Here is a 22529-nt window from a genome sequence, read left to right as displayed (position 1 = left end):
GGATTGCTGCCGGATGGCAGACTAAGTCACCTTAGATCAACACGCAAAAGGCGATCAAGATCTAGATCGAATCATCCAGGGGCGAATTGGCCCTGCATCGAAAATCGGGCGACCAGCTGGTGATGGGTGCCGGGGTAGATCAGGCGCACGAAGGTAATCGGCTGGTCTTCGAATTCGGTCCGCCGCTCCACCTCGAGACAGGCCGAACCGGCAGACAGGCCAAGCGCCCGCGCCACCGAAGGCGGCGGGGCAACGGCGCGGATCACATGTTCGGCCGTGCTCCATGGCACCTGCTGCTGCAACCATGCCCCGGCCGACACGACCGCGAAATCCACCTCCGCCGCCGCAGGAACCGCTGCCAGATTGATCTGGCGCCATTCGTGACAAAACGGCAGATCATCCGCGCGGTGCAGATATTCCAGTTCCAGCACCTCGGCCCCCACGGGCAGCGGATCGCCGGGACCGGCTTTGCGGCGGACGTGCCGCACAAGGGCAAAGCGATGCTCGGCCCCCCGGGCGCGGACTTCATCCCCAATATTCGGAATGGCCATCACCGCCGATTGCCCACGCGGCCGGGCTACGAAAGTGCCGCCCTTGCGACGGCGCTCCAGATAGCCTTCGCGGGTCAGCTGGGTCAGCACCTTGTTCACCGTCATGCGCGACACGCCATAATCGGTGGCCATCTCGGTTTCGATCGGGATGCGGTGCCCGGCGGGCCAATGGCCGCGCAGGATCTTGTCGCGCACCTCTGTCAGGATGCGATCATGCAGCGTGGCTGATCTGCCGTCCGTCATCGACCCGTTCCCGTAGCGCGATCATCCCATATCCCGCGCGCCTTGCGCCTTAGCACCGAACCACCGGCCTGTCATCCCGCCGCGGACCGTCACGAAAACGCGAGCGGTGTAACAGGCCTTTGCCGCGCTGCGAACTGCTGTTGTGAAAGGCAAGCAGCCTTTCCTCATCAGGGAGACTGACATGACTGCTGTTTCGTCCCGCCTCGTTCTGGGCGCATCGCTGGTTTGCGCGCTTGGCGCCATGGCCACCACGCCGGTTCTGGCGGCGGATATGGAAAAGTGCTTCGGCGTTTCGCTGGCTGGCAAGAACGATTGCGCTGCCGGTCCGGGCACGACCTGTGCCGGCACCTCGAAGGTGGATTATCAGGGCAATGCCTGGAAGCTGGTTCCGGCAGGCACCTGCACCACGATGGAACTGCCCGCCGCAGCTGATGGCACCCCGCGCCACGGTTCGCTGGAAGAACTGACCCGCGACATCCCGGCATGATCCTTGCGGCGCGCGGGCCAGGTCTTTCCCGCCGCGCGCCCCCCAACCTATCAGATGGTCGCCATGACACAGCTGCCGCCGCTACCCGGTCTGGGGTTCAAACCCGAACATTTCGCCGCGATCCGTGCCGCACGCGCGCCGGTCGGCTTTTTCGAGGTTCATGCCGAAAATTACATGGGGGCGGGTGGGCTGCCCCATGCGCAGCTTTCGGCGCTGCGGGCAGATTATGCGTTGTCGATCCATGGGGTCGGCCTGTCCATCGGTGGCCAGCGCGGGTTGAGCGTCGATCACCTGCAACGTCTGCGCCGCCTGTGTGACCGCTATGAACCGGAAAGCTTTTCCGAACATCTGGCGTGGTCCAGCCATGGCGCCGATTACCTGAACGATCTGCTGCCCTTGCCCTATACGCCTGAAACGCTGGATCTGGTCTGCGACCATGTCGATCAGGTGCAAGAGGCTCTGGGCCGCCGCATGTTGCTGGAAAACCCGGCCACCTATGTGTTGTTCGAACAATCCAGCATCCCCGAAACCGAATTCCTGACCGAAATCGCGCGCCGCACAGGCTGTGGATTGCTGCTGGATGTGAACAACGTCTTTGTATCCTGCACCAATCACCGGACAGACGCCTATGGCTATCTGGCGGCCTTTCCGCTGGACCTTGTGGGCGAGATCCATCTGGGCGGGCATGATGCCGAAGACTTGCCTTCCGGCCCCCTTCTGATCGACAGCCATGGCCGGGCGGTGGCCGATCCGGTCTGGCAGCTCTATGCCCATGTGATTGGCCGCGCCGGCCCGCTGCCATCACTGGTGGAATGGGACAATGATCTGCCCGACTGGGCAATCCTCGCGTCCGAGGCCGAACGCGCCGGGGCCATCCTTGCCGCAGGAGGTGCGCATGGCCGTGCTGTCGCATGATACCTTTCTGACAGGCTTCGACGGGGGATTGCGAGGCGGCCCGCTGCCGCCCGGTGTCACCGCCCGCATTCCCGCCGAGGCAGCGCGGCGCTTTGACGTGTATCGCAACAATGTGGCCGTCAGCCTGACCGAGGCATTGGCCAGCCGCTTTCCGGTAATCCGCCGCCTTGTCGGGGACGAATTCTTCCGCGCCATGGCCCGTGTTTTTGCCGAAGCGCATCGGCCCCAAAGCCCGGTTCTGGCCGAATGGGGCGACAGCTTTCCCGACTTTCTGGCCGGGTTCCCGCCTTTGGCCAATTGGCCCTATATGGCCGATGTTGCGCGGATCGAATATGCGCGGGGGGTGGCATTTCATGCGGCGGATGCCGAACCGCTTGATCCGCAGCTGCTGACCGGGGCCGATCCCGAAACCCTGATCCTGCATCTGCATCCGTCGCTGCAGGTGCTGGCATCGGATCATGCCGCCGTGTCGATCTGGCAGCAGAACCAACCCGGCGCGCAGGCCAGCCCCCTGCCTGCTGCCCCCGAAACCGCCCTGATCCTGCGGGATCGCGCACATGAAGTGCCCGTGCACTCCATCGGGCCGGGTGATGTGGCGATGCTGGCTGCAATTCAATCTGGCGCGACCTTGGTTGCCTCTGCCGAGGCAGGCCTTGCCGCCGATCCGGCACATCAGGCGCAAGCCCTGCTGGTTCACCTGATGCAGGCCGGGGCCATTGTCATGCGGCGGGGCCACCTGCCATGACCGCCTTCGCAAACATGTCATTTTCCGGCGCTTGGCAGCACCGGCGCCTGTGGCATAGGGTAGCCGCAGGATGTGCCGCTTGGCAGGAGGCCGGACTGGACAGCGCAGAAGAATGGGAAGATTTGCTGGCCCGCGCCAATGATGGTGACGGGGCTGCCTTCGCCCGTTTTCTGCGGCTCGTCAGCCCAACGCTGCGCGCCATCATTCGCGCCCGGGGGGCCAATCTGCCGCGCGACCAGCAGGAGGATATCCTGCAGGAAGTGCTGCTTGCCATCCATCTGAAGCGCCAGACCTGGATGCGCGGATCGCCGGTGCGGCCATGGCTTTATGCCGTGACGCGCTACAAGGTCATCGACGCTTTCCGCCGTCGCGGGTCCAGCATTCATCTGCCGCTGGATGATTTCATCGAGATTCTGCCGGATGAAGCGACCGGCGCGCCACTGGCCGCCCGCGATGCTGACCGGATGCTGGGCATGATCGACAGCCGCTCTGCCTCATTGGTGCGGGCGGTGAAACTGGACGGCGAAACACCCGAAGCGGCAGGTCGGCATCTGGGCCTGAACGCGGTTGCGGCACGGGTTGCACTGCATCGCGCGATGAAGCGGCTGGGGCAGATCGCTGAAAGGATGCAGCGATGACGCAAGGGATTTCGACCGAGGATTTCATCCGGCAACTGGCCGCAAGCCCTGTGCCAAGGCCGATGCACCCGGCACTGGTGATGCTGGGGCTGCTTGGGCCCAGCATGGTCGCGCTGGCGCTGTATTTCTGGGCTTACGGTCTGCGCCCCGGTCTTGCCGAGGCGCTGATGCTGCCCGTCGTCACCGCAAAGCTGGTTCTGCCGATGATCGTGGCGGCACTGGCCTTCTGGCTTGCGCTGGTCTCTGCCCGGCCCGGTGCCCGCCCGGCCATGCGCTGGCTGATCCTGCCGCTGGCCATTGGGTCGGTGCTGTTCGCAGCCCGTGCCGCACAGACTGCACCGGGGGGCCTTGTGTCTGGCATGCTGGGCCAGACCGCAGCGGCCTGCCTGATGTCGATCAGTGCCATGTCACTGGGGCCCACGGCGGCAGGGATCTTGGCGCTGCGGCGTGGCGCGACCACGCGGCCCGGCATGACGGGGCTTCTGCTCGGGCTGGCCTCCGGGGCGGTTGTGACGGCAGGCTATGCGCTGCATTGCCCCGAGGATTCACCGCTGTTTTATGTGATCTGGTACGGCATGGCGATTTTCATCTCTGGCTGCATCGGTGCGATTGCAGGCCGGATCTGGCTGCGCTGGTAGCGCAGCCCCCGCCATAGCCACCTGATTACAGGTCGAACTGCGCCAGAACCGGCACATGGTCCGACGGCTGATTCCATCCCCGGCAGGGCCGCAGGATGCGCGACCCATGCGCCGCCGAGGCGATGTCGGGCGTGGCCCAGATATGATCCAGCCGACGGCCCTTGTCTGCCCCATCCCAATCCGCTGCGCGATAGGACCACCAACTATAAAGCAGACCGGACGGAATGTCCTGCCGGGTGATATCCACCCAGGCCCCGGCCTCTTGCGCTGCCGTCAGATGCTCCACCTCAATCGGGGTATGGCTGACGATCTTCAGCAGTTGTTTATGCGACCAGACATCATCTTCACGCGGGGCGATGTTCAGATCCCCCACAAGAATGGCGCGATCCGGGCGTTCCCAGCGGAACCAGTCGCGCATTTCCGTCAGGAAATCGAGCTTCTGTCCGAATTTCACATTCTGTTCGCGATCCGGGATATCGCCCCCCGCAGGCACATAGAAGTTGTGAATGGTGACGCCGTTTTCCAACCGGGCCGCCACATGGCGGGCATGGCCCAGATTGGCGAAATCCTTGTCGCCTGCATCCATCAGCGGCAGCTTGGACAGGATTGCTACACCATTATAGCCCTTTTGCCCCCGCGCGACGATGTGCCGGTAGCCAAGCGCCTGAAACTGTTCCATCGGAAACTTTTCGACGGGCGTCTTGATTTCCTGCAGGCACAATACGTCGGGCGCCTCTTCCTGCATCAGGCGGGCAACCAGCGCCTCGCGCAGGCGAACCGAATTGATGTTCCAGGTGGCGATGCTGAAGGTCATGGGCCTCTCCGCTTGTTCCCTTTCTGTTTACGGGGGGAAAGGCCAGGGGGCAAGCGCGTTACTGGATGGTGTAAGACCCGGTTTCACACAGGTTGCCGCTGTCTTCCAGCACATCGCCATCGGCAAAGACCATGCGCAGATCATAGTCACATCCCGCCGCCCCCGAAATCGCCACCTGACCGCTGGCCCCCGAGGAAAGCACCGCGCTGCCAAGAATGTTTTCTTCCCAGCTGTCCACCCCGACGGGCGAAGCATAAAACTCGGTCAGGTCTGCCCCCGAATGATTGGCAAGGGTGAAGGTCAGATCCTGTGCCAGAACCGGCGTAGCGGCAACCGCAGCCAGCAGGACAATCAGGTAACGCGCATTCATCGCATATCCTCCGGCGCAACATGCGCCCCTGAAGGAAATGTAGGCATGCCTTGCGCAGATTCCAACGGGGAGCTTTCGCTGCCTTGCGTCATCACAAAAAACAGGCCGGGCGCTTGGCCCGGCCAGTCCACCAGGGAGGTATTACGTCAGATGATCGGGCCCTGCCTTGCCATAGCCGGATCACCTTTTGGTTGTATCACGGTTCGGCACAAAAAGAAAGGCCGGGCACAAGGCCCGGCCCAGTCCAACAGGGAGGAGCCGTGTCATAACCCCGACACGGCAAGGGGAACCTGTGATGTGCTTGCCATCTTTGCATCATATAGGAGATAAAACTGGCAACAATAAGACCTTTGGCGCGAATAATCGACATACCGCGATCAAACTGGCGTTACGCGACCAGCCGATACCCGCCGCTTTCGGTGACCAGCAACCGTGCATTTGAAGGATCGGGTTCGATCTTCTGACGCAACCGGTAGATGTGCGTTTCAAGCGTATGCGTGGTCACACCCGCGTTGTAGCCCCAGACCTCATGCAACAGCACATCCCGCGCCACAACGCCTTGTTGCGCCCGATACAGGAACTTCAGGATGTTGGTTTCCTTCTCGGTCAGGCGAATCTTGCGGTCTTTTTCATCGACCAGCAGCTTCTGCGCAGGCTTGAACGTATAGGGGCCAAGCTGAAAGATCGCGTCTTCCGATTGTTCATGCTGCCGCAACTGGGCACGGATACGCGCCAGCAGGACCGGAAACTTGAAGGGTTTTGTGATGTAGTCGTTCGCCCCGGCATCCAGCCCCAGGATGGTATCGGCATCCGAATCATGGCCGGTCAGCATCAGGATCGGGCATTTGACCCCCAGCTTGCGCATCCGGCGGCACAGCTCACGGCCATCGGTATCGGGCAGACCCACATCCAGGATCACCATGTCATAGGTGCCTGCCTTGGCCTTCTCGATACCTTCGAGCCCGGTGCCTGCCTCGAACACATCGAAATCCTCGGTCATCACCAGCTGTTCGCTCAGCGCTTCACGCAGGTCGTCATCATCATCGACAAGCAGGATCTTGCGCAGCTGTGCCATCTTGGTCTCCGGTCTGGTCGGGTGTCGTCACAGACATGTGCCCGGGTATCGGGCAGGGCAAGATATGCTGCAATCCTCTCACGCGGACGTGTCGCAGGGGCGGGAAATGTTTCACTTTTCCGGCGTGATGGTTACATAGGACGCGAAGAGGAACCGCCATGTCACTTGCCCCCAGCATCATCGAACGCCTTGCCCGGGCCCGGGGCGATTTGCGCATGGGCGTTCCCATCCTGTTGTGCAACGGCGCGGAGCAGGCCTTGGCCGTCGCGGTGGAAACCTTGACGGCAGAACGTCTGATCGACCTGCGCGCGCTTGGCCTGCCGGAACTTGCGCTTACGGCGCGCCGGGCCGAAACGCTGAAAGCCCGCGCCTATGATGGCGATCTGGCCCGGCTGGCCCTGCCCTCCGATCTGGGCGTCGATTGGTTGCGCGCCATGGCCGACCCTGCCGATGATCTGCGGATGCCGATGAAAGGGCCCTTCCAGTGCCTGCGCGGTGGCGATGTGTCGCTGCATCGGGCTGCGATCCGGCTGGCCAAGTCGGCACATCTGCTGCCTGCCGCATTGGTGGTTCCTGTGGCGGAGGGTGCTGCCGTCGCCGCCCGGCTGGGCCTGACGATGATCGCCCTTGCGGATGCGAGCCCGGAACTCGACCGCGCCTCGCCGTTGAACGAGGTGGTGGCCGCGAGGCTGCCGATGGTGGCGACAGAACAGGGGCGCGTGCATATCTTCCGCCCCGAAGACGGTGCCGAGGAACATTACGCCATCGAAATCGGCCAACCTGACAGGCATCAACCGGTGCTGGCAAGGCTCCATTCCGCCTGTTTCACCGGCGATGTCCTGGGCAGCCTGAAATGCGACTGCGGCCCGCAACTGCGCGCGGCGCTGGCGCAAATGGGGGCCGAAGGCGCAGGTGTTCTGCTCTACCTCAATCAGGAGGGGCGCGGGATTGGCCTCGCCAACAAGATGCGCGCCTATTCGCTGCAGGATCAGGGTTTTGATACGGTCGAGGCCAATCACCGCCTGGGGTTCGAGGATGACGAGCGCGATTTCAGGCTGGGGGCGGGCATCCTGCGCAGCATGGGGTTTGGCGCGGTGCGGCTGCTGACCAACAACCCGCGCAAGATTGCGATGATGGAGGGCCAGGGTATCCGCGTGACAGAACGTGTTCCGCTGAAAGTGGGCGAAACAGCGCAAAACCGCGCCTATCTGGCAACCAAAGCCGCCAAATCGGGGCATCTGCTGTGATCCCGCGCCGCCATGACATGGTGGTCACCCGCTGGGGATGCCGGTTCATGGGGCGCAGGTTTCCGGTTACCCTTGGGCGCGGCGGCATCGTGCCGGCAGCCCAAAAGCGCGAAGGCGACGGGGCTACGCCAGCCGGGCTGCACCGGATTGTCGGTCTGCTCTATCGCCCCGACCGGGTGACCGATGTGCCGGATTGGGCCGTGCCGATCCTGCCCGGCGATCTGTGGTCGGATGACAGCACCGATCCCGATTACAATCTGATGGTTCGGGCACCGCACCGGTTTTCCCACGAAGCCCTGCGCCGCGCCGATCCGCTGTATGATCTGGTTTTGCTGACCGATTGGAACTGGCCGCAAGCCGAACCAGGTCGGGGATCGGCTATCTTTCTACATCGCTGGCGGCGGCCCTGTTACCCGACCGCCGGTTGCGTGGGGTTTTATCCGGGTGACCTGCGCTGGATCGTCCGACACTTGACCCTGCAGACCCGGCTGATCGTGCGTCAGCCGTAGCTGCGCGCCCCGAAAATGGCACTGCCAACCCGGACATGGGTTGCCCCATGGGCGATGGCGCTTTCAAAATCACCGCTCATCCCCATCGACAGACCCGACAGCCCGTTGCGGGCGGCAATCTCCGCCAACAGCTTGAAATGCGATGACGAGGCTTCGCTTTCAGGGGGAATGCACATCAGTCCGGCAATCGGCAGGTCCATCTGGCGGCAACTGGCAATAAAGCCATCGGCGGCATCGGGCAGGATGCCCGCCTTTTGCGGCTCGGCCCCGGTATTCACCTGCACGAACAGCTGCGGCGCCGCGCCGCGCGCCTGCGCCAGTTTGGCCAGTTTCTCGGCCAGCGAAGGGCGGTCGAGCGTATGGACGGCATCGAACAGATCCAAGGCCAGCTTGGCCTTGTTGGTCTGCAAGGGGCCAATCATGTGAACGGAAACACCGGCAAACCGGCTACGCAGATCGGGCCATTTTCCGGCGGCCTCCTGCACATAGTTTTCACCAAAGACCTGCTGTCCTGCCTCCAGCGCTGCGACCACACGATCCAGCGGCTGCACCTTGGATACTGCAATCAGCGTAACCGAACCCGCGGGCCGACCAGCCGCAGCCTCGGCCGCCGCAACCCGTGCCTTGATCGCCTCCAGCCCCATTTTCGCCCCCGCCCTTTGCGCCCATGTCACGCCCGAAATGGCCATAGCGCGCGACAAAAGGAAAGGGGGCGCAAAAGGAAAAGGGCGGGGTTTCCCCCGCCCTTCCCTGATCGACTGATCGTCAGATCAGAAGTCGAAACGAACGCCCAGGTCGGCATTCATGTCGCCAGCGTAGTCCGACTGGATCGAGCCCGACAGACGAGCGCCGCCAAGGTCGTAGTCAGCGCCCAGACCGAACGCGGTGTCAGCGCCAGCAGCATCCATGTCAGCAACATAAGCGCGGACGGTGGTCGCGCCGAAGGTGTAGTTGCCGTACAGGGTGATGACTTTGCCCGGAGCCGAGTCTTCGTCGATGTAGTTCAGGCCGACATTAGCCTGATCGTTGATTGCGTAAGCAGCACCAACGAAGAAGCCGTCATTGTTGGCAATGCCAGCGCCGTCCTGGTAGGCAGCCAGCGAGACCGAGAACGGACCCGAAGCATAGTCAACCGAGAGCGAGATTTCTTCATTCACGGCAGCAGCGGTGGTCTGGTCCGGGGTCGCATACGAGATGCGGCCGGTGAAGTCGCCAACCGAGTACGATGCGAAGATGCCGACGCCCGGAGCAACACCACCGGTCGAGTTGTAGGCGAAGAACGAACCCTGCGGGTCACCAGCCGACGAGTCCTGGAAGCCCATTTCCGACGCGTACAGCAGGCCAGCCGAGTCAAAAGCGGTGTTGGCGTTGCCAACTTCCAGACGGAAGCCTTCGTATTCAGCGAAGAACAGAGCTGCGTTGGTCGAAGCAGCACCGCCGTCGGTCGACTGCAGACGCAGACGGCCACCGAAGGTCACGCCCGAGTCGGTCTCGGTCTTGCCGTTGATGTTGATACGCATACGCGATGCGATCTGGGTTTCCTGGGCGCGGCCTTCCACGTATTCCAGACCGAAACGGCCATAGCCGCTGAACGTGATACCGGTTTCAGCCGAAGCCACGGTTGCGGTCGAAGACAGCAGCGCGGTGGCGAGAAGAATCTTTTTCATCGTTTTCCCTCGTTGACTCAAAGGTGCGGCCCAACTCAGGGGAATCCGAATTGGGTATGGCCCTTATTTCGGCTGACCGGCCCCGAATTGCAATCATGACGGCAGACCCAAGGGCAATCCGGCGGGGCGTGGTGCAGCAAAGACACAGTGCCCGGGCGGGCTGCCATTCGCGCCCAACCCATGTGCCCGCAGCCGGAACGGGAAAAGCCTTGTTCCACCCCGAAGGCCGCGCTAGACAGCAATCATCTTCTGCAGGAGAGCCGAATGACCTTGCCGAGCCTTGCGCGCCTTATGCTGACTGGCAGCCTGATCCTTGCCCTTGCATCCTGTGGCGGCATTGGCAGCGGCGATTCTGGCGTATTCAAGCGCCGCGCGCCGGTGGTGGTGGACCAGTCCGGGCTGGCTGAGCCCACGGAAGAGACCAAACGCGTTTACGTCACGCGCGAGCAGGCCGATGAACGCCGCCAGACAAAAATCTGGGATGCTTTCAGCAGTGACAACGAAAACACCTCGGTCGAGGTGAACCGTTATCTGTGGCAGGCCAGCCTTGAAGTGCTGAATTTCCTGCCGATCGAAACGGTCGATCCGTTTTCGGGCGTGATTGTCACCGGCTATGGCGCACCGCCCGGCGGCGGGCGTGCCTATCGCGCCACGATCCATGTCAGCGATCCGGCTTTGGATGCGCGGTCTCTGAAGGTATCGCTGCAGGGCAAGGGCGGCGGTGCCGTGTCACCCGAAACGCAGCGCGCGGTGGAAGACGCCATCCTGACCCGCGCCCGCCAGATCAGGGTGCGCGACAGCAAGCTGTAAGGCACGGCGCGACTGGCCTGTTGCGACGCCGGATATTTGGATCAGGCAAAATCAGCGGCGGGCTGGACCTTTGGGCCCGTGTCGGTGTAATTCCGCGCGGTATCTCTGCGGAATGAGGCCAGCATGTCGCGTTATGAACCCAGCCAGATCGAACCCAAGTGGCAGAAGACCTGGGATGAGGCCGGGGTGTTCACCGCCCGGCGCGATGCGGCCAAGCCGAAATATTATGTGCTGGAGATGTTTCCCTATCCTTCGGGGCGCATCCATATGGGCCATGTGCGCAACTACACCATGGGCGATGTGGTGGCGCGCTACAAATCTTCCTGCGGGTTTTCGGTGCTGCACCCGATGGGCTGGGATGCCTTTGGCATGCCTGCCGAAAACGCAGCGATGGAGCGTGGCGGCCATCCGAAAGACTGGACCTATGGCAATATCGCCGACATGCGCGGCCAGATGAAGCCCCTGGGCCTCAGCATCGACTGGAGCCGCGAATTCGCCACCTGCGACCCGGAATATTACGGCCAGCAGCAGGCGATGTTCATCGACATGATGGAAAAGGGTCTGGTCTATCGCAAGGCTGCGATGGTGAACTGGGACCCGGTCGATATGACCGTTCTGGCCAATGAACAGGTGATCGACGGCAAGGGCTGGCGCTCCGGCGCGGCGGTGGAGCGGCGCGAGCTGACCCAGTGGTTCTTCAAGATCTCTGACATGGCCGAAGATCTGCTCGACGCGCTGGATGGGTTGAAAGACTGGCCCGAAAAGGTGCGGCTGATGCAGGCCAACTGGATCGGCAAATCGCGCGGCCTGCAATTCGCGTTTGAAACGGTGGGCGCGCCCGAGGGCTTTGACAAGCTGGAAGTCTATACCACCCGCCCCGACACCCTGATGGGCGCGAGCTTTGCGGGCATCAGCCCCGATCACCCGATGGCCAAAGCCTTGGCGGGTGATCCGGCGGTCGAGGCCTTCCTTGCCCAATGTCGTTTGGGCGGCACTACCGCCGAGGCGCTGGAAACCGCCGAGAAGATCGGCTTTGACACCGGTATCCGCGTCAAGCACCCGCTGGACCCGAGCATCGAACTGCCGGTCTGGATCGCCAATTTCATCCTGATGGATTACGGCACCGGCGCGATCTTCGGCTGCCCGGCGCATGACCAGCGCGATTTTGAATTCGCCACCAAGTACAACCTGCCCATCACCCCGGTCTTTGTGGCCGAAGGGGCCGAGGAAGCCACGCTCACCGAGGCCTTCACCCCGATGAAATCGGAAAAGGTCCGCTATATCCGCGGCATCAGCGGCGAAAAGCTGATGACCGGGGATGAGGGCGTGGCCGAGGCGATTGCACTGGCCGAGGCAAAGGGCTTTGGTCAGGGCGTCACCAAGTTCCGCCTGCGCGATTGGGGCGTGTCGCGCCAGCGCTATTGGGGTTGCCCGATTCCGGTGGTGCATTGCGCCAGCTGCGGTGTGGTGGCCGAAAAGAAAGAAAACCTGCCGGTCGAGCTGCCCTATGACGTCAGCTTTGACAAACCGGGCAACCCGCTGGAGCGCCACCCCACCTGGCGCAATTGCACCTGCCCGAAATGCGGCGCAGCGGCCAAGCGCGAAACCGACACGATGGATACCTTTGTCGATTCAAGCTGGTATTACGCCCGCTTCACCGCGCCGCGTGCCAGCACACCGACCGTGGCCGAAGATGCCGCCTATTGGATGAATGTCGATCAATACATCGGCGGGATCGAACATGCGATTCTTCACCTGCTCTATTCCCGCTTCTTCGCCCGCGCGATGAACGCGACCGGCCACCTGCCCGCCAAGGCGATCGAGCCGTTCAATGCCCTGTTCACGCAAGGCATGGTGACGCATGAGATCTATAGGACCTGGGAGGATACGGGACGAAAAACAACTTTCCCAGATGGTCATGAGGAGCCGATTTTCGGCTATGTCTATCACCTGCCCGAAGACATCCTCCGCAGCGAGGCGGGCGCCACGCTGAAAGACGGCACTGTGGTAGAGGTCATCCCCTCGGCCAAGATGTCGAAATCCAAGAAGAATGTCGTCGATCCGATGAACATCATCGCCGAATTCGGCGCCGACACCGCGCGCTGGTTCGTCATGTCCGACAGCCCACCCGAGCGCGATGTGGAATGGACGGCCTCGGGTGCCGAAGCGGCCTATAAACACCTGAACCGGGTCTGGAATCTGTGCGACCGCATCGGCCAGATGCCCGCAGATCATCAGGGCAAGGATGACGCAGCGCTGCAAAAGGCCACCGCCAAGGCGATTGACGAAGTGACGCGCGGGATCGAAGGCTTCGCCTTCAACAAGGCCATCGCCAAGCTGTACGAATTCACCAATACGCTGGCCAAGGCCGATGCCTCGACTCCGGTGATGAAACAGGCGATCCGCACGCTGGCGCAGCTCATGTCGCCGATGACACCCCATCTGGCCGAAGACATCTGGGCCCATCAGGGCGGCGCGGGCCTTTGTGCGCAGGTCCCCTGGCCCAAGGCCGATCCGGCATTGCTGGTAGACGACACCGTCACCCTGCCGATCCAGATCAACGGCAAGCGGCGGGCGGAAATCAGCGTACCGAAAGACATGCCCACGGCAGAGGTTGAAAAGCTGGCGCTGGCCGAAGAGGATGTGGTGAAGTTCCTGGCCGGGCAGCCGGTCAAGAAGATCATCGTCGTTCCGGGGCGCATCATCAATGTCGTGGTATAAACGCCGCAATTTCATGACCTTGGCAGGTGCAGCCCTTGCGGGATGCACCTTCACCCCGGCCTATGCGCCGGGCGGCCCGGCTGAAGCCCTGCAAGGCGCGATCCGCGTCGATGATCCGAATGACAAGAACGGCTTTGATCTGGTCGAACGGCTTGAAGAACGGCTGGGCCGACCTGAACAGCATCGTTATGCGCTCGGCTATCGCATCAGCACCGAAAGCATCGGCGTCGGAGTCACACCAGAAAACGCCACCACACGCTACCACCTGCGCGGCCGCATCGCCTGGGTGCTGCGTGATCTCGATGGTGCCACACTGGCCGAAGGTGAGGTGGCCAGCTTCACCTCATGGTCGGCCACAGGGCCCACGGTTGCAGGGCTCGCCGCCGAAGAAGACGCCGCTTACCGCCTGATGCGCATTCTGGCCGATCAGATCGTCACCCGGCTGGTGGCGATCAGCGGCCAGCTGCCATGAAGCTGAACGGCGCCGCGGCCATCACCTATTGCGGCAAACCGGACCCCAATGCCGCCGGCGCATTGATCTATGGTGCCGATGCCATGCGCGTGGCCCTGCGCCGCCAGGAGCTCATCGCCGCCCTGATCGGACCTGAAGGCGAGGCGGAAATGCGGCTGACCCGGATGGCAGGTGCCGATCTGCGCCGTGACGCAGCACTTCTGGTCGATGCGATCAAGGCGCAGGGCTTCTTTCCCGGGCCGCGCGTGGCCTTTGTCGAGGAAGCCACCGAAACCACTGCCCCCGCCATCACCGCCGCCCTGCTCGACTGGCGACCCGGCGATGCGCAGATCGTTGTGACCGGCAATCTGACGACCAAATCGGCTGTGGTGAAACTGTTCGACGCCCATCCCACGGCCCGCAGCATCGGCGTGTATGACGATCCGCCGGGCCGCGACGAAATCGCCGCCATCCTGCGCAAATCCGGCCTGACGGAAATCTCACCACAAGCCATGGCCGATCTGACGGCCCTTGCCCGCGATCTCGACCCCGGGGATTTCCGCCAGACGGTCGAAAAGGTTGCGCTGTACAAATGGGGCGATCCCGGCCCTTTGCTGCCCGAAGACGTGGCGGCCTGCGCCCCCGCCACGATCGAGGCTGGTGTGGACGATCTGGTCGAAACCGTCGTCGAACAACGGGTTGCCGCCATTGGCGGGTTGGTTCGCCGGCTGGAAGGTCAGGGCGTTCTGCCCGTGACCATCTGCATTGGCATGTTGCGGCACTTCCGCCTGCTGCAGGCGCTGCTGGCCGATCCGCGTGGCCCGGTCCAGTATCGGCTGAAAGGTCGCCAGAAAGAGGCCATGCCCCGGCAGGCACAAGCCTGGGGGCCGCACCGGACGGAAGAGGCAATTGCCCTTTTGCTCGACACCGATCTCACCTTGCGATCCGCCTCGCGCGCGCCGTCCATGGCGCTGCTGGAACGCGCGCTGATCCGCCTGGCCATGCTGAAACGCTGAAGGCCAGCCCGCAGCGGACTGGCCTTTATCCTGCTTCGAATATCCCGCGGGGGCGCGAAGCCCCCGGCGCAATCAGAACTGCAGCAGGCGGTCGCCGTTGGCGTCCTTGATGCGCGAGGGCAGGCCCATCTCGTTCAGCAGGTTGATGAACGGCTTGGGGTCCATCTCTTCGACATTGGCCATGGTGCCCACATCCCACACGCCTTCCGCGATCAGGATTGCGGCGGTGACAGGCGGCACGCCAGCGGTATAGCTGATGCCCTGGCTGCCCACTTCCTCATAGGCCTCTTTGTGATCGGCCACGTTGTAGATGAGGATTTCGGTTTCCTTGCCATCCTTCAGCCCGCGCACCACATCGCCGATGCAGGTCTTGCCGGTGTAGTTGGGCGCAAGGCTGGCCGGATCGGGCAGCACGGCCTTCACCACCTTCAGCGGCACGACCTCCAGCCCCTCGGCGGTCTTCACCGGCTTTTCGGACAAAAGGCCGAGGTTTTTCAACACGGTGAAGACGTTGATGTAATGGTCGCCAAAGCCCATCCAGAAGCGCACATCGGCGTCCTTGTAGCGAGCGGAGAGGCTGTGCACCTCATCATGCCCCGTCAGATAGGCCTTCTGATCGCCCACCACCGGCAGGTTCCAGACCTGCCCCACCTCGAACATCTTGTTCTCTTGCCAGGCGCCCTGCTGCCACGAATAAACCGTGCCGGTGAATTCGCGGAAGTTGATCTCGGGGTCAAAATTGGTGGCGAACCATTTGCCATGGCTGCCCGCATTGATATCCACGATGTCGATCGAGGTGATCTTGTCCAGCATCTCCTCGGCCACGCGCGCCCAGGCGTTCACCACGCCGGGGTCAAAGCCGATGCCCAGAATGGCGGTGACGCCCGCCGCCTTGCAGCGGTCGCGGCGTTGCCATTCGTAATTGCCATACCATGGCGGGGTTTCACAGATCTTCTTGGGGTCTTCGTGGATCGCGGTGTCCATATAGGCCGCGCCAGTTTCGATGCAGGCCTCCAACACCGTCATGTTCACGAAGGACGAGCCCACATTGATGACGATCTGACAGCCGGTTTCCCGGATCAGCGCCGCCACCTCGGCCGTATCCATCGCATTCACGGCATGGGCCGCAAAGACGCCGGGCACTTTCATCGCGTTCTTTTCATGGACGCTGGCGATGATGGCCTCGCATTTGGCCTTGGTGCGGCTTGCGATATTCAGGTCGCCCAGACGGTCGTTATATTGCGCACATTTATGTGCAACGACCTGAGCCACGCCACCGGCGCCAATGATCAACACGTTCCGTTTCACTTCGAACCGTCTCCTTTAAGGACAGAGGGAAGGGCGGTCAGCCGAGGCTGGCCTCATAATCGGCATAGCCGAATTCGCGTTTCAGGCTCAGCGAGCCATCCAGTTCCTTCACCACGATCGACGGCATCTTCACGCCGTTGAACCAGTTTTTCTTGACCATGGTATAGCCTGCGGCATCGGCGATGCTCAGGCGGTCGCCCACGCGCAGCGGTTCGGGGAAGGTGAATTCGCCAAAAATATCGCCCGCAAGGCAGGATTTGCCGCAGATCATGTAGGGATGGGGGCCTGAGGTCTCCATCCGCGCGGATTGGCGATAGATCAGCAGATCGAGCATATGCGCCTCGACCGAGCTGTCCACCACGGCCAGATCCTTGCCGTTGTTCAGAATGTCGATGACCGAAACCTCAAGGCTGGCGCTGCCGGTGATCGCGGCCTCGCCCGGTTCCAGATAGACCTGCACGCCGAAACGGTCCTGGAAGGCGCGCAGACGCGCCGCCAGCGCATCCACCGGGTAGCCTTCGCCGGTGAAATGGATGCCGCCGCCTAGGCTCACCCATTTCAGGCGCTTCAGCAACCCGCCGAATTCTTCTTCGATTCTGGACAGTTGGCTGTCGAACAGGTCGAAATCGGCGTTTTCGCAATTGTAGTGGATCATGAAGCCCGAGATGCGGTCCATCACGGTTTCGATCTTGGCCTGATCCCATTCGCCCAAGCGCGAGAAGGGGCGGGCGGGGTCTGCCAGATCAAAACCCGAGGTCGAGAAGCGCGGATTGAGGCGCAGCCCGCGTTCGATCTGGGCGGATTGGTTGTCGAACCGCTCCAGCTGGCTGATCGAGTTGAAGATGATCTTGTCGGCATAGCCGACCGCCTCTTCGATCTCGTGATCCGACCAGCCGACCGAATAGGCATGGGTTTCCTTGCCGAACTTCTCGCGGCCCAGACGCAGTTCGTACAGGCTGGACGAAGTGGTGCCATCCATGTGTTCGCGCATCTGATCGAACACAGGCCATGTGGCGAAACATTTCAGCGCCAACAGGGCCTTCGCGCCGGACTGCGCGCGCAGCCGGTCGATGATCTCCATGTTGCGGGAAAGCTTCGCCCGGTCGATGAGGTAATAAGGCGTCTGGATCATGCGGAATCCCCCCCGGGGCCAAAAGGGACAAGAGCGGCCCCATGTAGGGCTGTTGGCCACCAGTTGCAAGCCGTATGCGCGGGTTGTTGCACCGATATGACAGGCAGCGGATTGAATCTGCAGGATGCCGCACCTGCGGGATCTTCCGGATCGCTTGGCAGACGGATGGCACCAGAATACAGAACATGCATTCACATATGGCGCCAACCCCTTGATCTTGCGACAGACCACCCGAAACCGTCAGAACCGGCGCGGATCAAACGGCGCCAGATTTATCTCGGCCGGGCGTCCCGCAACCAGGGCCGCCACCAGTTCGGCGGTGCCCGCCGATTGCGTCAGGCCCAGATGGCCATGGCCAAAGGCGTAGATCACCCGTTCGGCCCCGGGGGCGCGGGCGATCACCGGCAGGCTGTCGGGCAGCGACGGGCGGAACCCCATCCATTGCACCCCGCCAGACGGATCAAAGCCCGGCAGGAATTCGGTCGTCTTGCGCACCAGAATTTCGGCGCGGCGGTAATTCGGCGGCAGATCTAGCCCGCCCAGCTCCACCGCGCCGCCCACCCGCAACCCTTCACCGATCTTGCTGACGACAAAGCCGTGGTTGGCAAAGGTCAGATGCGTGCGCAGATCGAAGCTGGCTGTTGGGAACGTGGTGTTATAGCCGCGCTCGGTTTCCAGCGGGATGCGGTGGCCAAGGCTGCGTGCAATCCGGTGCGACCATGCCCCGGCGGCCACCACGACCTGCGCCGCGCTCAGCGTGCCGCTTTCGGTCTGGACATCGACCCCGCCGTCGCGCGGGGCAACCGCGCGGATGTCGGCCAGTGCAAATTCCCCACCTGCCGCGACAAAGGCCTTAGCCAGATGTTCCGTCCAACGGGCCGGATCGACCGTGTTCATCCAGCCGGGGGTGAAGCCGGCATGGGTAAAGCGCGGATGCAGGCCGGGCTGAATTTCGGCAATCGCCTCCGGGCTTTCCAGCAGATCGAATGCGATACCATGCCGCCGCCGCATCTCCCATGCGGGCAGGGTAGCCTCGAACTGCGCCCGGCCTTCATAGACCTGAAGCTGCCCTTCGCGCCGCATCAAGGGCTCGCCCCCGACTTTCGTGATCAGCCGTTCCAGAGCGTTGCGTGACAGGTTCATCAGGCTGACCTGTGCGGCGACGGCGGCCTCGTGCCGCGACGGCGCGGTGGCACGCCAGAAATGCAGCATCCATGGAAGGATCTTCAGCGCATATTCCGGGCGCAATGACAGCGGCCCCAGCGGATCGAGCAGCCATTTCGGGGCCTTGCGCATGATGCCGGGGGTGGCCAGAGGCTCCACTTCGGCAAAGGCAAAGGCCCCGGCATTGCCTCGCGACGTTTCGGCGGCGATCCCCTTGCGATCCAGCAGCCGGACCTTCCGCCCTTCGGCCTGCAAGGCAAGCGCCGTGGTGACCCCGATGATCCCGGCGCCAATGACAATGATTTCCGTGTGGCTTTGGTGCGGCATGGTTGTTCCGGTCAGGCAAGCAGGGAAAACGCCCCCGGCCAGCGGGCCGGGGGGCGCAGGTCAGAGCGTGATGCCCAGGCGAAACGGATCTTCGGGCTGAAAGATCAACCGGCTTTCGGCCATTACATAGGCCTTGCCAGTGATTTTCGGGATGATCCCGCCCTTGTGCCCCTGGCTCCAGGACAGACGATAGGTGCTGCCGATGATGCTTTCCTGCACGATCTCTTCCCCCTCGGCCAGACGGCCATCGGCGGCAAGGCAGGCCAGACGCGCCGAACTGCCCGTACCACAGGGCGATCGGTCATAGGCGTCATCGGGGCACAGGACGAAATTCCGGCTGTGCCCCCCGGGCGTCTGCGGCGGACCATAGAAGATCACGTGATCCACCTGCATCCCGCTGTCGCAGCCGATCCCCTTGGCATGCAGGGTTTCGCGCAGCGCGATCGCTACATCGGTCAGCTGCCGGATATTCGACGATGTCACGGCAATCGGGCTGGGATCGACGATGAAGAAGCAATTCCCGCCATAGGCAATATCGCCCGTGACCGGCCCGAAGCCCGGCACATCGACCGAAATCCCGCTGCGCGAGCGGCGGCTTTCGACATTCGTCACGCTGATCGTATGGGCATCCAGCACATCGACCGTCACCACCCCGACGGGGGTTTCGATCCGGTGCTGGCCCAGACCGATGCGCCCCATATGCACCAGCGTGACAGCAAGGCCGATCGTGCCATGGCCACACATGCCCAGCACCGCCTCGGCATCGAAATAGATCACACCGGTCACGCAGGTCGGATCCACTGGCGGCACCAGCAGCGCGCACACCATCGCCACCTGCCCGCGCGGCTCCAGAATGACCGACCGGTAGAAATCGCGGTGGTCGGTGGCCAGCCGCGCCGCGCGCTCTGCCAACGGCCCAGACCCAAGATCAGGCCCGCCATCCAGGATCACCCGGGTTGGTTCCCCCCCGGTATGGCTGTCGATCACATGCATTCGGCCACCACTCCGCCCTGCCGGGACCATTTGGCGAACCATGCGTTGAACTGGTGGAACTGCGCTTCACAGAACCGCGCCTGCGATGGCGACAGCGCATCGGTTTCATTCAGGTTCAGCGCATATTCCGTTTCGCCTTTCAACACCATCAGATGCTTGAAATACAGGACCAGATCGACGCCTTCATCAAACCGCGCCAGAACCGAGAAGGCCTCGGCCAGTTCACGCGCCCGCAGATCGGCCTCGGGGCAGCCTTGGGCCGCGCGACGCGACAGGGCCACCTGCAACAGCGCCTCTTTCGGGAAGATCGTGCCGATCCCGGTGATGGCGCCGACAGCGCGGCATTTGACAAAGCCGTGATAGACTTCGGTATCCACCCCGACCATCAGGATCACCTCGTCATCCTGCGAGGTGATATGTTCCGCCGCATAGCTCAGATCCGCCTTGCCGCCGAACTCCTTGAACCCGATCAGATTGCGATGTTCGGCCCGCAGCGCGAAGAACAGATCGGCCTTGGTGGAATAGCCATAATAGGGGCTGTTATAGATGATGGCAGGCACGTCCGGCGCAGCGTCAAGGATCGCCTTGAAATGGTTGCGCTGTGCCGCGACCGAAAGGCTGCGCGACAGCACGCGCGGAATGACCATCAGCCCGGCAGCCCCAACTTTCTGGGCATGGGCGGCATGGGCCACGGCGGATTTGGTGTTGATGGCCCCCGTGCCCACGACGACCGGCACACCAGCCCGGGTCAGGCGTTCCACGCCTTCCATCCGCTGTTCGTCGGTCAGCAGCGGCCAGTCACCGCAAGACCCGCAATAGACCACGCCAGACATGCCCGCAGCCATCATTTCCTGACCCTTGCGCACCAGCGCATCGAAATCGGGCTGCCGGTCGGCAGTGCAGGGGGTCAGCAGCGCGGGGATCGTGCCAAGGAACACATCTTTCTTCATTGGGAACTCCATAGGGTTATCGGCATCAGGGGGGCTTCCCCCGGGGTGTTCTGGGTGTTCAGGGCGTGCCATGCGCGATCCAGCCGGGCGGCCGGGCGGGGGCAAGCCCAGTCTGGGCGGCTTCGGCACATTGGGCAAGAGCGCCGAACCGCACCGTCCGGCCCGACAGGCCGGGCGCGTAATGGGCATATTTACCGGAATTGGTCATCACGACCCTGGCCTGTGGCGGGAATACGGGCTCCGAGATGGAGCACCAGCACAGGTCGGGGATGATGGTGACCCCCGCCGCCTGCAAGCGCGCCGCGACACCCGACGCGCCGATGGCCGCCAAAGTGCCACGCCCCAACGTGATGATCGCGCTGACCGACGGATGCACCCGCGCGCCTGCCATCAGATCGGCAAAAGCGCTGCACTCGGCAGCCGAGAAATGCGGGCTGCCCAGCGCCACCAGATCGACCTGCGCCGGACCACGGTTGAAGTCGTGCCAAAGCCGCGTGAAATCAGCCGGGCCCAGGCGCCGGGTATCGGCATCCGCCGACGGATGCATCGCAGCCTCGGGGGTTATTCCGGACACATGCAGCATGGGTGCAGCCGAAGTCGTGCCAAAGGCCGCGCATAGCGCCTTGAGATCGTCATCCGATGGCTGGCTGTCCTCCAACCCGCGGATCAGCGGTATCCGGTCAGGGGCCGCCTGCCCGGCCAGCCAACCCAGCATGGGCCAGAACGCATCATCCGCCCCTGCCGGCATGGCCACATCGATGATCCGGCGCGACGCGCGGTTCTTGGCCAGATAGACCCCCGCTTGTGCGGTCCGCCCGGTCAGCGCGATACACAGATCCATGAAATCGGCATGTTTCACCGTGCGCGCGCCCAGCACGCTGTTGGCATAGATCACCGCATTGCTTTCCGCCCAGGCAATGTCTTCGCCCTGCATCGGCGGATCCGCCAGCAGATAGGGCGCGCAGGTAAAGCTGGGTTTTGCACCCATTTCCACATAGGCATCGGCCAGACCGGCGGCAGCGCTGCCGAAACCCGCCTCCACGCCCTGCGACCGCCAATTCGCATGATCCACCGAGATCGCATTCATCGTGGTCGGCACGCGCACACGCGCGCCCTTGTCCGCCATGGCGCGGGCGAAGGTCAGGAAGGCGGGGCTGGCATAGATGCAGCCATCGATATGCACCCGGCTGACATCGGTCAGCGCAGGCGCACCCTGGGTGCGCGCCATCGTGACGATGATGTCCATGGCCTGCTGCGCCGCCACCCCGTGCTGCCCATCCAGAAAGGCCTGGTCAGCCTCGGTCAGCGCCAGCGCGCCCTGCCCCGCAGTTTCCAGCGGCAGCGACAGGCCGCCGGCTTCCAGCCTGCTTTCGGTGATGGTGGCGCTGGCTTCCCGCGACAGGGCGTCATATTCAGCGGAAGTCAGGCGCAGTACCGCGATGTCATGGCCAAACAGGCGCCGCGCCACCAGCGCACCCAGCGTCAGGATATCTTCCCCCTCGCGGAAGATCAGGGCGCGCGGCGCGGCCCCGGCAAAGGCCAATCCCAGCAGCACACCGCTTCCGGTACAAGAGCCACGGCTGGTCGGCATCATCACGATATGCCCGGCAAGCGTCCGGCCGCGCTGCGGATGATGCGCATCGATGATTTCGCCCGTTTCGGGATGGACCCCGCCCCAGACGCTCAGCCCCTCGTCACAGACAAGCAGCGGGCCCTGAACGGATGCCGCGACGATCAGGGTTGCCATGTGCTGCCTCG

Annotated in this window: 23 protein-coding genes; 11 read left to right on the top strand and 12 right to left on the bottom strand. The window is 63.1% G+C overall.

What is annotated here, in order from left to right:
- Positions 1 to 71 precede the first annotated feature (71 nt).
- Positions 72 to 794, bottom strand: a complete 723-nt coding sequence (hutC, locus tag V6590_RS06060) for a histidine utilization transcriptional repressor HutC (RefSeq protein ID WP_335420960.1) — start codon at positions 792 to 794, stop codon at positions 72 to 74.
- Between the two features lie 181 nt (positions 795 to 975).
- On the opposite strand from hutC, the gene V6590_RS06055 reads away from it, so the two are divergent.
- From V6590_RS06055 to V6590_RS06035, 5 genes are all read left to right on the top strand, one after another.
- Positions 976 to 1281, top strand: a complete 306-nt coding sequence (locus V6590_RS06055; RefSeq protein WP_491546695.1) for a BufA1 family periplasmic bufferin-type metallophore — start codon at positions 976 to 978, stop codon at positions 1279 to 1281.
- 63 nt (positions 1282 to 1344) lie between these two features.
- Positions 1345 to 2196, top strand: a complete 852-nt coding sequence (bufB, locus tag V6590_RS06050; protein ID WP_335420959.1) for an MNIO family bufferin maturase — start codon at positions 1345 to 1347, stop codon at positions 2194 to 2196.
- Positions 2177 to 2941, top strand: coding sequence for an HvfC/BufC N-terminal domain-containing protein (locus tag V6590_RS06045; RefSeq protein ID WP_335420956.1), 765 nt, complete (start codon positions 2177 to 2179; stop codon positions 2939 to 2941). Before bufB ends, V6590_RS06045 begins: the two co-directional genes overlap by 20 nt.
- Positions 2938 to 3579, top strand: a complete 642-nt coding sequence (locus V6590_RS06040; RefSeq protein WP_335420954.1) for a sigma factor — start codon at positions 2938 to 2940, stop codon at positions 3577 to 3579. Before V6590_RS06045 ends, V6590_RS06040 begins: the two co-directional genes overlap by 4 nt.
- Positions 3576 to 4217, top strand: a complete 642-nt coding sequence (locus V6590_RS06035) for an NrsF family protein (protein ID WP_335420952.1) — start codon at positions 3576 to 3578, stop codon at positions 4215 to 4217. Before V6590_RS06040 ends, V6590_RS06035 begins: the two co-directional genes overlap by 4 nt.
- Before the next feature lie 25 nt (positions 4218 to 4242).
- Here V6590_RS06035 and V6590_RS06030 read toward each other — a convergent pair whose 3' ends face one another.
- The 3 genes from V6590_RS06030 to V6590_RS06020 form a co-directional block, all read right to left on the bottom strand.
- Positions 4243 to 5031 carry an exodeoxyribonuclease III gene (locus V6590_RS06030; RefSeq protein WP_335420950.1) on the bottom strand — a complete coding sequence of 263 codons (789 nt, stop codon included), beginning with the start codon at positions 5029 to 5031 and terminating at the stop codon, positions 4243 to 4245.
- Positions 5032 to 5089: 58 nt separating this feature from the next.
- Positions 5090 to 5401, bottom strand: coding sequence for a hypothetical protein (locus V6590_RS06025; RefSeq protein WP_335420949.1), 312 nt, complete (start codon positions 5399 to 5401; stop codon positions 5090 to 5092).
- Positions 5402 to 5789: 388 nt separating this feature from the next.
- Complete coding sequence (locus V6590_RS06020) at positions 5790 to 6476, bottom strand: response regulator transcription factor (RefSeq protein WP_335420947.1); 687 nt, start codon at positions 6474 to 6476, stop codon at positions 5790 to 5792.
- A gap of 158 nt (positions 6477 to 6634) precedes the next feature.
- Between V6590_RS06020 and ribA the strand changes: the two genes are divergently transcribed.
- Positions 6635 to 7723: a GTP cyclohydrolase II gene (ribA, locus tag V6590_RS06015; protein ID WP_335420945.1), complete on the top strand. Its 1089-nt coding sequence runs from the start codon at positions 6635 to 6637 to the stop codon at positions 7721 to 7723.
- 17 nt (positions 7724 to 7740) lie between these two features.
- Positions 7741 to 8232 carry a L,D-transpeptidase family protein gene (locus tag V6590_RS06010; protein ID WP_335421691.1) on the top strand — a complete coding sequence of 164 codons (492 nt, stop codon included), beginning with the start codon at positions 7741 to 7743 and terminating at the stop codon, positions 8230 to 8232.
- On the opposite strand, the gene V6590_RS06005 is transcribed toward V6590_RS06010, so the two are convergent.
- Positions 8223 to 8876, bottom strand: a complete 654-nt coding sequence (locus V6590_RS06005) for a YggS family pyridoxal phosphate-dependent enzyme (RefSeq protein WP_335421689.1) — start codon at positions 8874 to 8876, stop codon at positions 8223 to 8225. The two genes, V6590_RS06010 and V6590_RS06005, sit on opposite strands and share 10 nt — an antisense overlap.
- A gap of 126 nt (positions 8877 to 9002) precedes the next feature.
- Complete coding sequence (locus V6590_RS06000; protein ID WP_335420943.1) at positions 9003 to 9899, bottom strand: porin; 897 nt, start codon at positions 9897 to 9899, stop codon at positions 9003 to 9005.
- A 264-nt stretch (positions 9900 to 10163) separates the two neighbouring features.
- On the opposite strand from V6590_RS06000, the gene V6590_RS05995 reads away from it, so the two are divergent.
- The 4 genes from V6590_RS05995 (at position 10164) to holA (ending at position 14897) form a co-directional block, all read left to right on the top strand.
- Positions 10164 to 10709, top strand: a complete 546-nt coding sequence (locus tag V6590_RS05995) for a DUF3576 domain-containing protein (protein WP_335420942.1) — start codon at positions 10164 to 10166, stop codon at positions 10707 to 10709.
- Positions 10710 to 10832: 123 nt separating this feature from the next.
- Positions 10833 to 13430, top strand: coding sequence for a leucine--tRNA ligase (leuS, locus tag V6590_RS05990; protein ID WP_335420940.1), 2598 nt, complete (start codon positions 10833 to 10835; stop codon positions 13428 to 13430).
- Positions 13417 to 13902 (top strand): LPS assembly lipoprotein LptE, encoded by a 486-nt coding sequence (gene lptE / locus V6590_RS05985; RefSeq protein ID WP_335420938.1) that lies wholly within the window; start codon positions 13417 to 13419, stop codon positions 13900 to 13902. Before leuS ends, lptE begins: the two co-directional genes overlap by 14 nt.
- Positions 13899 to 14897, top strand: coding sequence for a DNA polymerase III subunit delta (gene holA / locus V6590_RS05980; protein ID WP_335420936.1), 999 nt, complete (start codon positions 13899 to 13901; stop codon positions 14895 to 14897). Before lptE ends, holA begins: the two co-directional genes overlap by 4 nt.
- A gap of 72 nt (positions 14898 to 14969) precedes the next feature.
- Here the strand turns inward: holA and V6590_RS05975 are convergent, their stop codons facing one another.
- The 6 genes from V6590_RS05975 to lhpI form a co-directional block, all read right to left on the bottom strand.
- Complete coding sequence (locus tag V6590_RS05975; RefSeq protein ID WP_335420935.1) at positions 14970 to 16205, bottom strand: saccharopine dehydrogenase family protein; 1236 nt, start codon at positions 16203 to 16205, stop codon at positions 14970 to 14972.
- 37 nt (positions 16206 to 16242) lie between these two features.
- Positions 16243 to 17337, bottom strand: coding sequence for a carboxynorspermidine decarboxylase (gene nspC, locus V6590_RS05970; protein ID WP_335420933.1), 1095 nt, complete (start codon positions 17335 to 17337; stop codon positions 16243 to 16245).
- Between the two features lie 240 nt (positions 17338 to 17577).
- Entirely contained in the window at positions 17578 to 18828 is a 1251-nt protein-coding gene (locus tag V6590_RS05965) for an NAD(P)/FAD-dependent oxidoreductase (RefSeq protein ID WP_335420931.1), read from the bottom strand.
- A gap of 60 nt (positions 18829 to 18888) precedes the next feature.
- Positions 18889 to 19821, bottom strand: a complete 933-nt coding sequence (locus V6590_RS05960; protein ID WP_335420930.1) for a 4-hydroxyproline epimerase — start codon at positions 19819 to 19821, stop codon at positions 18889 to 18891.
- Positions 19812 to 20771 carry a dihydrodipicolinate synthase family protein gene (locus tag V6590_RS05955; protein WP_335420928.1) on the bottom strand — a complete coding sequence of 320 codons (960 nt, stop codon included), beginning with the start codon at positions 20769 to 20771 and terminating at the stop codon, positions 19812 to 19814. Before V6590_RS05955 ends, V6590_RS05960 begins: the two co-directional genes overlap by 10 nt.
- A gap of 58 nt (positions 20772 to 20829) precedes the next feature.
- The gene (gene lhpI, locus V6590_RS05950; RefSeq protein ID WP_335420926.1) at positions 20830 to 22518 is read right to left on the bottom strand and encodes a cis-3-hydroxy-L-proline dehydratase; all 1689 of its coding nucleotides are present in this window, start codon (positions 22516 to 22518) and stop codon (positions 20830 to 20832) included.
- Between the last annotated feature and the right edge of the window lie 11 nt (positions 22519 to 22529).

Source organism: Gemmobacter denitrificans, from assembly GCF_036964905.1.
Taxonomy (GTDB): Bacteria; Pseudomonadota; Alphaproteobacteria; order Rhodobacterales; family Rhodobacteraceae; genus Gemmobacter; species Gemmobacter denitrificans.
The sequence above is the reverse complement of the archived record's forward strand: the minus strand, read 5'-3'. Positions and strand labels throughout refer to the sequence as shown.

Bases quoted from the DNA above. Each gene is read 5' to 3' on its own strand.
- hutC (WP_335420960.1), bottom strand. From the start codon at position 794: ATGACGGACGGCAGATCAGCCACGCTGCATGATCGCATCCTGACAGAG.
- V6590_RS06055 (WP_491546695.1), top strand. From the start codon at position 976: ATGACTGCTGTTTCGTCCCGCCTCGTTCTGGGCGCATCGCTGGTTTGC.
- bufB (WP_335420959.1), top strand. From the start codon at position 1,345: ATGACACAGCTGCCGCCGCTACCCGGTCTGGGGTTCAAACCCGAACAT.
- V6590_RS06045 (WP_335420956.1), top strand. From the start codon at position 2,177: ATGGCCGTGCTGTCGCATGATACCTTTCTGACAGGCTTCGACGGGGGA.
- V6590_RS06040 (WP_335420954.1), top strand. From the start codon at position 2,938: ATGACCGCCTTCGCAAACATGTCATTTTCCGGCGCTTGGCAGCACCGG.
- V6590_RS06035 (WP_335420952.1), top strand. From the start codon at position 3,576: ATGACGCAAGGGATTTCGACCGAGGATTTCATCCGGCAACTGGCCGCA.
- V6590_RS06030 (WP_335420950.1), bottom strand. From the start codon at position 5,031: ATGACCTTCAGCATCGCCACCTGGAACATCAATTCGGTTCGCCTGCGC.
- V6590_RS06025 (WP_335420949.1), bottom strand. From the start codon at position 5,401: ATGAATGCGCGTTACCTGATTGTCCTGCTGGCTGCGGTTGCCGCTACG.
- V6590_RS06020 (WP_335420947.1), bottom strand. From the start codon at position 6,476: ATGGCACAGCTGCGCAAGATCCTGCTTGTCGATGATGATGACGACCTG.
- ribA (WP_335420945.1), top strand. From the start codon at position 6,635: ATGTCACTTGCCCCCAGCATCATCGAACGCCTTGCCCGGGCCCGGGGC.
- V6590_RS06010 (WP_335421691.1), top strand. From the start codon at position 7,741: ATGGTGGTCACCCGCTGGGGATGCCGGTTCATGGGGCGCAGGTTTCCG.
- V6590_RS06005 (WP_335421689.1), bottom strand. From the start codon at position 8,876: ATGGGGCTGGAGGCGATCAAGGCACGGGTTGCGGCGGCCGAGGCTGCG.
- V6590_RS06000 (WP_335420943.1), bottom strand. From the start codon at position 9,899: ATGAAAAAGATTCTTCTCGCCACCGCGCTGCTGTCTTCGACCGCAACC.
- V6590_RS05995 (WP_335420942.1), top strand. From the start codon at position 10,164: ATGACCTTGCCGAGCCTTGCGCGCCTTATGCTGACTGGCAGCCTGATC.
- leuS (WP_335420940.1), top strand. From the start codon at position 10,833: ATGTCGCGTTATGAACCCAGCCAGATCGAACCCAAGTGGCAGAAGACC.
- lptE (WP_335420938.1), top strand. From the start codon at position 13,417: ATGTCGTGGTATAAACGCCGCAATTTCATGACCTTGGCAGGTGCAGCC.
- holA (WP_335420936.1), top strand. From the start codon at position 13,899: ATGAAGCTGAACGGCGCCGCGGCCATCACCTATTGCGGCAAACCGGAC.
- nspC (WP_335420933.1), bottom strand. From the start codon at position 17,337: ATGATCCAGACGCCTTATTACCTCATCGACCGGGCGAAGCTTTCCCGC.
- V6590_RS05965 (WP_335420931.1), bottom strand. From the start codon at position 18,828: ATGCCGCACCAAAGCCACACGGAAATCATTGTCATTGGCGCCGGGATC.
- V6590_RS05960 (WP_335420930.1), bottom strand. From the start codon at position 19,821: ATGCATGTGATCGACAGCCATACCGGGGGGGAACCAACCCGGGTGATC.
- V6590_RS05955 (WP_335420928.1), bottom strand. From the start codon at position 20,771: ATGAAGAAAGATGTGTTCCTTGGCACGATCCCCGCGCTGCTGACCCCC.
- lhpI (WP_335420926.1), bottom strand. From the start codon at position 22,518: ATGGCAACCCTGATCGTCGCGGCATCCGTTCAGGGCCCGCTGCTTGTC.